Source organism: Methyloceanibacter sp. (assembly GCF_049590335.1).
GTDB lineage: Bacteria > Pseudomonadota > Alphaproteobacteria > Rhizobiales > Methyloligellaceae > Methyloceanibacter.
Genome location: NZ_JBAWCQ010000100.1, coordinates 1 through 9,240 on the forward strand (window position 1 = coordinate 1; position 9,240 = coordinate 9,240).

Genomic DNA, 9,240 nt, shown 5'->3' on the forward strand with positions numbered 1-9,240 from the left:
GGCCCGGTCTGCCTTCCAATTCCTCCCGTCCAAAAGCGCCAAGAGCAGCAGACCGCGCCGATTGCCAATGCGGTTATTCTTCCGCTAGACACGCCCGATGGATATTCAAGACAGTTTCATCCTGACCGGGATTTTCGCAGGCGTCGCCGCCACGATCGCTGGTCTGACGTTTCAGCTGCTGGGACATTTCGCGGTCCGGCATTTCGGCGACGACGACACCAAAGACGTGGCGGGTGTCGTCGGCTTTCGCGTGTCGGCCATCTTCGGCATCGCTTGCGGCCTGATTTTTGCGGCTTCCGCCGCTTATCTCATCGAAGCCAAGCGCGACCTGCAGGAAGAGACACGCCTGATCGGCACGCTGCAATACCTCGTCGCCAATGCGGACGGCCTGGAGAACAAGGCGGAGGTCCGAGAAAACCTCGCCTCCTTCGCCGAACGCTCCCTGAAAGAGTTCCAAACGGCCAAAGGGATCGGCAGCGCCGGCCGCGTGACCAGCAATTATCTCGGCGATAGCTGCCGCGGCATGATCCCGAGCGAAGGCGATGAACCGCAGATCGCCTGGGCCAAGAACGAGTTTCAGCGATCGTGCAGCAAGCTCATCGATTTGCGCGGTAAGAAGCTGATCGGCTCTCGTGAACCGCTGGTTTCGACGCCGTTCTGGGCGTTTTTCGCAATCTGCTTTCTATTCCTCGCCTTTCTCTTCGGCGTGTTCGCGCTCACGCCCATCAATATCGCTTTTGCCTGCATCTTTTATTTCACCACCGGCATCACGGGCGCGATCATATATGCCATGAGCAATCCCTATCACGAGCCGGGAAAGGTGGACCCCACGCCGCTGAGAGTGCTGCTGCAAAAGGCGGACTTGGAGCGCCAGGCCGAGTAGGGCAAACGCGGCCAGCCAACCCTTCGAGGGAACGGCTGCCCAAGGCCGCCGCGGGCCAACCCGGATGCTGCGTCAGAGGCGCACACTTGTTTACGAATCCGCAAGCCCTGCGGCCGCGGCGTGGCGCGCTCGCCACAATGCCCCCAGAAATTGCCGAGATTCGGTCGAGTCCCTGCCCCGTTCCCCTGTCACAAAGAACCAACTTTAGGGAGTGGAGTAACGAGATGTCTATTCTATCGCTTTTGGCCAGCATGATACTGGTCGGAATTGTTTACGGCTTGAGCTTTCTGCCATCCGCATCGCTGGCGCGGCCCGACGACGAGGTAGGGCTCGGTACGATCGAGAAGGTGGCGTCAAAAGACGATTGCACCACCGGCGAAAAGGCCGACGCCTAGGGGACACGAGTCCCGATCCAGCGCACGCCGGACGACAGATCCTCGCCGCGCCCGTCATTGGACGCGGAGACAAAGCAAATACAAAAATGGCCGGGGCATGCCCCGGCCATTTTGTTTATGCAATCGCGTTTTGCGATTAACCCTTGATCTGGGCGGCCTTGTCCAGCAGAGCCTGCGCCTGGCGGATCGAGGCGATGTCGATCAGACGGCCGTCGAGCGACACCGCGCCCTTGCCTTCTTTCGCAGCCTGCTTCATGGCATCGACGATACGCTGAGCCTTATCGACCTCGGCCGCACCCGGCGAGAACACCTCGTTGGCGAGCGGAATCTGCGAGGGGTGAATTGCCCATTTACCCTCGAAGCCGAGAACGGCGCCGCGTTTCGCAGCAGCCTTGTAGCCATCCGGATCGGAGAAATCGCCGAACGGACCGTCGATCGGACGCAGGCCGTAGGCGCGGCAAGCGACCATCATACGCGACAGCGCATAGTGCCAAGGGTCACCCCAGTGATAATCGCGATTGCCGCTCTCGTCGGCGTCGGTCAGAACGCCATGGTCCGGATGCGGGCCGCCAATGCCGACGGTACGCGCGCGCGTCGAAGCGGCATAGTCGGCGACGCCGAAGCTCATGGCCTCCACGCGCGGGCTCGACTGGGCGATAGCCTCCACATTGGCCATGCCAAGTGCCGTCTCGATCAGCAGCTCAAGGCCGAGCTTCTTGTCGTACTTCTTGTACTGCTCGACCTGCGTGATGAGCATGTCGATGGCATACACATCCTCGGGCACGCCCACCTTGGGGATCAGGATCATGTCGAGGCGCGGGCAGTTCTCGAGAACGTCGATCACGTCGCGATAGGCGAAGTGGGTGTCCAGACCGTTGATGCGGATCATCATGGTCTTGCTGCCCCAGTCTATGTCGTTCAGGCCCTGGATGATGTTCTTGCGGGCCTGCTCCTTGTCGTCGGGCGCAACGGCGTCCTCGAGATCGAGGAAGATCACGTCGGCCGCACTGGCCGCGGCCTTCTCGAACATGCCGGGGTTGGAACCGGGCACGGCCAGCTCCGAACGATGAAGGCGCGGCGTCGCCTGCTGGATCAGGGTAAAGCTCATATTATTCTCCTCCTGGTTTAACCTGTGGCGCCGAGACCGGCAGCCACGGTGTTGATTGAAAGCAGCAACGCGGATTTGAAAGATTCACGTTCTTGCTCGTCTTCGGTCGCTCTGAACCGGCGTAGCAATTCGACCTGCTCCCGGCTGACTTGATTGACCGTGGGAAGCCTTTCGGCCAATGAGGCCCGGAATTGGTTGAAACGCTCTCCGGGGAAAGCACTGCCGGACAATTGCAGCACCATGTCCGTAGTGAGCGCATACTCCTTCTCGATCATCGAGAAGATCGTTTCCCGCACTCGGACGTCTGAGACAAGGCTCGCATAGTCCCTGGCGATATCGAGATCCACCAGGGCGAGTGCCTTCTCCACCTCGTCTATGATCAGACGGAACAGACGCGAACCCTTGAACATGTCGGCCAAAAGCCTCTGGCCCTTTTCGCCGCGCACTTCGAGGAAGCTTTGAAGCGCGCTCCCGACCCCATACCAGCTGGTAATGATGTGCCTGTTCTGGGACCAGGCGAACACCCACGGAATCGCGCGCAAGTCTTTCAGCGAACTCGCGCCGAAACGCCGCGCGGGCCGCGACCCGATATTGAGGAGCGAGATTTCCTCCAAGGGACTTGCGGCCTGGAAATAGCCAACCAGGTCGGGGCTGGAAAGCAGTTGGTCGTAGGCCACACGCGAGAGCCCCGACAAGGCTTCCATCGCATCGTCGAACTCGCCACTCGGCTTGAGCGCCGCCTCCTGCTCGGATTTCAGGGCATGCTGGAGAACGCTCGAGGCGAGCAGCTCCATCTGATACTGCGCGGTTCCCTTGTTCGCATATTTGGAGGAGACGACCTCACCCTGCTCCGTCACGCGGAACCGCCCGCGGATCGAGCCCGCGGGCTGAGCGGCAATGGCCCGGCCCGTTGGCGCACCGCCGCGCGAAACCGAACCTCCTCGCCCATGGAAGAACGAAATCGGCGTCCCAGCGCTCTCGCCCACGCGCGTGAGCTGCGATTGGGCCTTCGCCAGTTCCCAATTCGAGGCGACGAAGCCGCCGTCCTTGTTGGAGTCCGAGTAGCCCAGCATCACTTCCTGCAGACCACCCTGCCAGTGCGTCGAGCGGCGGATCAGCGGGATTGCCAAGGCCTCGCGCATGATGGCGGGCCCGGCCCGCAAATCGTCGATGGTCTCGAAAAGCGGCACGATCGGCAGAGCGCAAATCTCCGTCCCCGCCGTGTCCAGGAACAGCCCGCCATGCTTGGCCAGCAGGTAGGCACCGAGGATGTCGTCGACCGAGCGGGTCATGGAGAGAATAAACGAGCCGTAGGCGTCGGGGTCGAGACCGCCGCGAATCTCGGCCGCTTGGGCGAACATCGCGATGGTCTCTTCAGCTTCCGGCGGCAAGGGCTCGCCGGAGCGATCGGCCGGAAGGGGCCGGGCCAGAGCGCGTAAGAGCCAGGCACGCCATTCGGGCGAGCCAAGCTCCGGCGGTTCGCCTTCCGCATGGCCCTCGCTGCTCCACCACAGGGCTTGCACCGCCAGCGTGGTCCGCGTCGTATTCTCACGAAGATCGAGCCGCACGGTCGAAAACCGGAACAGTTCCACGGCCCGCCGTGCTGGCCGTACCAAATCGGCGGCGAGTGTCGGGCTGTTCGCGTCCGTCAACGCGCGCTCCATGCGCCGCAGATCATGAATGAGCTCGTCTGCATTGCCGTAATGCGGGGTACCAACCTCAAGGTCCCCGCCGTCGGCGCGCAGGATGGTCGCGTCGAGCTTGTGCAAGACGCAGGTGAGATATTGGCGATAGGGCTCGCCCGGATTGCGCTGGGTGATAACCTCTTCCGCGCCGCTTTGGCGCAGCTCGCGCGCAAGGTCCTCGCCGAACGCCGCTGGTATCGGAAGCGCGCTCTGGGTGATGGACAACGACCTCGCCAACGCGGTGAGACGTTCGCGATAGTGACGCAAGGAGGCGAGCGCATTCTGGCGCAGGGCCCAGCCTGTGACCTCGGTGGTCACGTAAGGGTTGCCGTCGCGATCGCCGCCGATCCAGGATCCGAACTGGAAGAAGGGCGGCAAGTCGAAGTCTAAGTCCGGGTAGTTCTTCCGTAGTGCACCCTCGAGCAGCTCCATCATCTCCGGCGCCTTTTCGAACAAGGTCTCGTCGAAGAAATGGAGTCCACGGAGGACTTCGTGCTCGACCGTAGGCTTTTGAAGATGGAGCTCGCCCGTCATCCAGACGAGTTCGATCTGGTCGCGAATGTTGGCAAGAATTGCCTGCTGTTCGCGTTCGGTCCAACGCACGCCCTCAAGCTCCCGGAGCAAGAGATATATCTTCCGGTATTTCTCGAGAACGGTGACGCGTTTCGATTCGGTTGGATGCGCCGTGATGACTGGACGGATACGCATGGTCTGCAGGAGAGTTTCAATTTCCCCCGGGCCGATGCCAGCTTGGCACGCGCCGGTCAGGACGTGGTCGAACGTACCCAGAAGCGCATCGCGCCCGCGCGTGCGTTCGATGTAGCGACGCCGGCGCATCGTTGCGTTCTGGTCGGCGAGTGACAGGAGCTGAAACCAAATCCCTTGCGCCGACAGGACGCGAGCCATGAGCTCAGGCGAGAACTCCGAAATGGATTTCTGGGCACCGCCGGTCAGAACCGGCTCGATCTCCGGCTGGTGGCGCCGGACGACGTCAAGCAAGAGCTCGAAGAGGATGTTCGCGGCGCCGTCTGACGATGTGCCAGTTATTCGAGCTGCGGTGCCCGCATCGGCCACCAAATCGCCGTCTCTCACATCCTCATCCATGATACGCGCTCGCACTCCGATCTCATCGACGGGTCTTGTCGTTCGATGCTGAATGGCTCATGTGACACCCAGCACCCTCTGGCCCGATCGCCAGTTCCGGCAGCGATTGGTGTGTGGTGGAGCCGACCGGCCCTACCTGCAATCGTTTGGTTTCCGGCAAAAAGCGGGGCATTCCATAGGCCTTGTCTATGACCTCGGCATGTCCGGCGCTTTCCTGAGGCCTCAAGGCTTATACCCCAAGGCCTAGACCCCGAGAACCTTCGCAACGGTCGAACCGAACTCGCTCGGGTTTGGCGCCACGGTGAGCCCGTTGGCCTTCATGATCTCCGCCTTCTCGGCCGCGCTGTCGCCAGCCGCCGAAATGATGGCGCCGGCGTGGCCCATACGGCGCCCCTTCGGAGCGGTAAGGCCAGCGACGAAGCCGACCACCGGTTTTGACATGTTGTCCTTGATCCACCCAGACGCCTCGGCCTCCTGCGGACCACCGATCTCGCCGATCATCAGAACGGCTTCGGTCTCCGGATCCTGCTCGAACAGGGCCAGGTGATCGAGGAACGAAGAACCGTTGATCGGGTCGCCACCGATACCGACGGATGTCGAGATACCGATACCGTGTTCCTTCATCTGCGCGGCGGCCTCGTATCCGAGCGTACCGGAGCGCGAGATCACGCCCACCTTGCCCTGCAGATAGATGTGCCCGGGCATGATGCCGAGCATGGCCTTGCCGGGGCTGATGATGCCGGCGCAGTTAGGACCGACCATCATCGTGCGGCGATCGCGCGGATAGCGCATCAAGTAGCGCTTCACGCGCATCATGTCCTGAGCCGGGATGCCGTCGGTGATGGAGCAAACGAGGTGAATGCCCGCATCCGCACATTCCATGATGGCGTCGGCGCAGAAGGCCGGTGCAACGAAGGTGATGGAAGCCTCGGCGCCCGTCTCCTTGACCGCTTCCTTGACGGTATTGAAGAGCGGGCGGTCGAGGTGGCGGCCGCCGCCCTTGCCCGGCGTCACCCCGCCGACAACGTTGGTGCCGTACTCGATCATCTCCTTCGCGTGGAAGGTCCCCTTGTCGCCCGTCATGCCCTGGACAATCACCGGGGTTTTTTCGTCAATCAAAATGCTCATTACGTGTTTCTCCGATGATCGTATTTACGCGGCCTGAAGCTTGCCCTGGGAGGCCTGAACCGCCTTTTCGGCAGCGTCGGCCAGGGTCTCGGCGGTGATCAGCTTGACCCCGCTCTCTTCAAGGATCTTGCGTCCCTCCTCTACATTGGTGCCGGCCAGTCGAACGACAAGCGGGACCTTGATATCGAGGTTTTTGCAAGCCTGGACCACGCCCTTGGCAACCCAGTCGCAGCGATTGATGCCGGCGAAGATGTTCACCAGGATCGCCTTCACGTTCGAGTCGGAGACAACGAGCTTCATGGCCGTCTCGATGCGGTCCGGCGAAGCGCCGCCACCTACGTCGAGGAAGTTGGCCGGCGAACCACCAGCATGCTTGATCATGTCCATGGTGGCCATGGCCAGACCCGCACCGTTCACGATGCAGCCAATGTTTCCGTCGAGACCGATATAGTTGAGATTGTGCTCGGCGGCCTGGGCCTCGCGCGGATCCTGCTGCGAGGGGTCGTACATGTCGGCCACGTTGTGACGGCGGAAAAGCGCGTTGTCGTCGAACGACATCTTGGCGTCGAGCGCCAGAACGCGATCGTCCTTGGATACGACCAGCGGGTTGATTTCAAGCATCTGGGCATCGCTGTCGCGGAACGCGCGATAAGCGTTCATGATCGTCGACACGCAGCTCTGGGCTTGCTTGATGCTGAGACCAAGCTGGAACGCGAGCTCGCGCGCCTGGAACGACTGCAGGCCTACCGCCGGCTCGACGATGACCTGAAGAATGGCCTCGGGGTTGGTCTTGGCGATCTCTTCGATCTCCATGCCGCCTTCCTGCGACGCGATCACCCGGATACGCTCTGCCTTACGGTCAAGAACGAAACCGAGATACAGCTCTCTCTCGAATGGCTCGGCCGCTTCGATATAGACGCGCTGAACGGGCTTGCCTTCAGGACCGGTCTGGTGCGTCACCAAACGCTTGCCGAGCAGTTCCTGGGCTGCCTCGCGGACCTCGTGATAGGTCTTGCAGATCTTGATACCACCGGCCTTGCCGCGCGCACCGGCGTGAATCTGAGCCTTGACCGCCCAGCTCCAGCCGCCAAGTTCGGTCGCCGCATAGACAGCCTGATCCGGGCTGAATGCCACCGCGCCTTTCGCCACCGGCACGCCGAAGCTGCCCAGAAGTTCTTTGGCTTGATACTCGTGAACGTCCACGTCGTTCCTCCCTTTCAAAAAGTCTCTCGCTGGGCATTCTTGAAAGAGAGCCCACGCCGAAGAGCGTCAGCTCACTTTACCCTTTACGATATCGTATGCCTTCTCGGTCGTTGCCTCGGCGCCTGCGAGAAGACCCTCCAGATCACTCAGCTTAGACTCCACAAAGCTGGTGTCGGAAATCATTTTTGCGTTGATGTAGACATTTAGTGCAGCACTTCGAAGTGCTGCGTAAGCAGACAAGACGCCAACGCCCGCGTCGGAGATGACATTGATATTGCCCTTCTCCGAAGCAATAAGTGACAAATCGATGACTTCCCGTGCCAGATGGCAGCAACGGATCGGAACTTCGGTCGCCATCTTGAGGGCATCCTGAATAGCCGCACTCCGAGCGGCCTTTTCGTCATCGGTGTCTTTCGGCATCCCGTAGGCGCCCATGACGATGTCGAAGGCCCGAACGTCGTCCTGAATCATCGCCGTCATCCGATGACGCAGATCCTCGGCCTTGGCCAGGACCTCCTTCATATCGTCCTCGACATCGGCATACTTCTTTTTGCCGATCGTCAAGTTACAGACCATGCTGACTAGCGCCGCGCCCATGCCGCCAAGAATGGCCGCCGCGCTGCCGCCGCCCGGCGTTGCCGCACTGGAGGCGAGCAGATCGAGGAACGGCTCGATCGCGGTGTCCTTGATCTCTGTCATTAGGCCATCTCTTTCGCTAGGGCGTAGATTTCCTCAGCATCGTAAACGCCGTCGGAACTCTCGAACATCTTCGCGATGCACTCGCGGTGCAGCTTAAGCTTCAAGCCACCGATACCAAGCGCGCCATAGCCGAGCTTGCCGCCATGGTCCTTGCCCTTGTCCATTGCGTCGACACCTTCGATGCCCATCGGCGGCTGCGCGTTTACATCGGCCAGAAGCTCGATTTTGGGGTTGTTCTCCCAGCCGGACTTCGGCAGCAGCTGCACGCCGATCGCGCCGGCCGAGTAGACGATATTGGCATCCTTGACAGCCTCAACACGCTCCTCGTCGGTCGCACCCGCGGCGCCCGAAACCTTGATGCCAAAACGCTTCTCGATGACCTTGGCCGCCGCTTCGGCGCGCTCCTTCGTGCGCGAGGTGATGGTCACGTCGCAACCTTCCATGCCGAAAAAGCCCGCCGCACGCATACCCACTGGACCGGTGCCCGCAAGCACCACGGCTTTCTTGCCCTTGAGGTTTCGCCCCTTGGCGAGGAGCGCAACGCCCGCAGCTGCCGTCGTGTTAGAACCGTTGGAATCGAGCATCACGGAAACGCGGAACGGACCGAAGAAGTGCTTCTTCACGGACTCGAACAGCGCCTCGCCCTTGGCCATGTTGCCACCGCCGACAAAGATCGCGGTGTTCTGTTTGTCTTTACCGCCGCGCGTGTAGATGCAGCCATCGATCAGTGCACCGACGTTTTCCGGCGACACAGCAGCATAACCAGCCACATTGTCGGCACCGCCGTCGTAACCTACAACCGTATCGAAGGCGCTCGGTACAGGATCGGTGTCGAACAAGAACAGCAGTTTCTTCATTGCGGTTTCCTTTTACGCATTACTCGACGACGTTCTGTGGGTTGCCTGCCACGAACGCGTCGATGTTGTCGATGAGTTGGTCTGCCAGGATCTGCATGGCCTCACGGCTCGCCCACGCCACGTGGGGCGTGACGATGAAGTTCGGCAGCTTGAGATCGAGCAGGACATTGCCTTCCTT

Annotated in this window: 8 protein-coding genes and 1 pseudogene; 2 read left to right on the plus strand and 7 right to left on the minus strand. The window is 61.1% G+C overall.

The features are described 5' to 3' along the window. Positions 1–97 precede the first annotated feature (97 nt). Both WBQ77_RS08060 and WBQ77_RS08065 read left to right on the plus strand, forming a co-directional pair. Positions 98–883 carry a hypothetical protein gene (locus WBQ77_RS08060; protein ID WP_424041674.1) on the plus strand — a complete coding sequence of 262 codons (786 nt, stop codon included), beginning with the start codon at positions 98–100 and terminating at the stop codon, positions 881–883. A 224-nt stretch (positions 884–1,107) separates the two neighbouring features. Further along, a complete protein-coding gene (locus WBQ77_RS08065) occupies positions 1,108–1,278 on the plus strand; it encodes a hypothetical protein (protein ID WP_424041673.1) in 171 nt (56 codons plus the stop codon). Between the two features lie 136 nt (positions 1,279–1,414). Here the strand turns inward: WBQ77_RS08065 and WBQ77_RS08070 are convergent, their stop codons facing one another. The 7 genes and pseudogenes from WBQ77_RS08070 to WBQ77_RS08100 form a co-directional block, all read right to left on the minus strand. Beyond that, positions 1,415–2,386, minus strand: coding sequence for an HpcH/HpaI aldolase/citrate lyase family protein (locus tag WBQ77_RS08070; RefSeq protein ID WP_424041671.1), 972 nt, complete (start codon positions 2,384–2,386; stop codon positions 1,415–1,417). A gap of 17 nt (positions 2,387–2,403) precedes the next feature. Further along, positions 2,404–5,175, minus strand: coding sequence for a phosphoenolpyruvate carboxylase (locus WBQ77_RS08075; RefSeq protein ID WP_424041679.1), 2,772 nt, complete (start codon positions 5,173–5,175; stop codon positions 2,404–2,406). Positions 5,176–5,418: 243 nt separating this feature from the next. Next, entirely contained in the window at positions 5,419–6,303 is an 885-nt protein-coding gene (sucD, locus tag WBQ77_RS08080) for a succinate--CoA ligase subunit alpha (protein WP_424041670.1), read from the minus strand. Between the two features lie 24 nt (positions 6,304–6,327). Next, the gene (locus tag WBQ77_RS08085; protein WP_424059718.1) at positions 6,328–7,506 is read right to left on the minus strand and encodes a malate--CoA ligase subunit beta; all 1,179 of its coding nucleotides are present in this window, start codon (positions 7,504–7,506) and stop codon (positions 6,328–6,330) included. Positions 7,507–7,572: 66 nt separating this feature from the next. Further along, the gene (fchA, locus tag WBQ77_RS08090; protein ID WP_424059719.1) at positions 7,573–8,205 is read right to left on the minus strand and encodes a methenyltetrahydrofolate cyclohydrolase; all 633 of its coding nucleotides are present in this window, start codon (positions 8,203–8,205) and stop codon (positions 7,573–7,575) included. Beyond that, entirely contained in the window at positions 8,205–9,062 is an 858-nt protein-coding gene (locus WBQ77_RS08095; RefSeq protein WP_424041665.1) for an NADP-dependent methylenetetrahydromethanopterin/methylenetetrahydrofolate dehydrogenase, read from the minus strand. The genes fchA and WBQ77_RS08095 overlap by 1 nt, the downstream gene beginning before the upstream one ends. A gap of 19 nt (positions 9,063–9,081) precedes the next feature. Continuing rightward, positions 9,082–9,240: pseudogene (locus WBQ77_RS08100) on the minus strand (glycerate dehydrogenase); the annotation flags it as partial.

What these genes read in the sequence shown, in the direction of transcription:
- WBQ77_RS08060 (WP_424041674.1), top strand. Translation starts at nt 98, where the DNA reads ATGGATATTCAAGACAGTTTCATCCTGACCGGGATTTTCGCAGGCGTC.
- WBQ77_RS08065 (WP_424041673.1), top strand. Translation starts at nt 1,108, where the DNA reads ATGTCTATTCTATCGCTTTTGGCCAGCATGATACTGGTCGGAATTGTT.
- WBQ77_RS08070 (WP_424041671.1), bottom strand. Translation starts at nt 2,386, where the DNA reads ATGAGCTTTACCCTGATCCAGCAGGCGACGCCGCGCCTTCATCGTTCG.
- WBQ77_RS08075 (WP_424041679.1), bottom strand. Translation starts at nt 5,175, where the DNA reads ATGGATGAGGATGTGAGAGACGGCGATTTGGTGGCCGATGCGGGCACC.
- sucD (WP_424041670.1), bottom strand. Translation starts at nt 6,303, where the DNA reads ATGAGCATTTTGATTGACGAAAAAACCCCGGTGATTGTCCAGGGCATG.
- fchA (WP_424059719.1), bottom strand. Translation starts at nt 8,205, where the DNA reads ATGACAGAGATCAAGGACACCGCGATCGAGCCGTTCCTCGATCTGCTC.
- WBQ77_RS08095 (WP_424041665.1), bottom strand. Translation starts at nt 9,062, where the DNA reads ATGAAGAAACTGCTGTTCTTGTTCGACACCGATCCTGTACCGAGCGCC.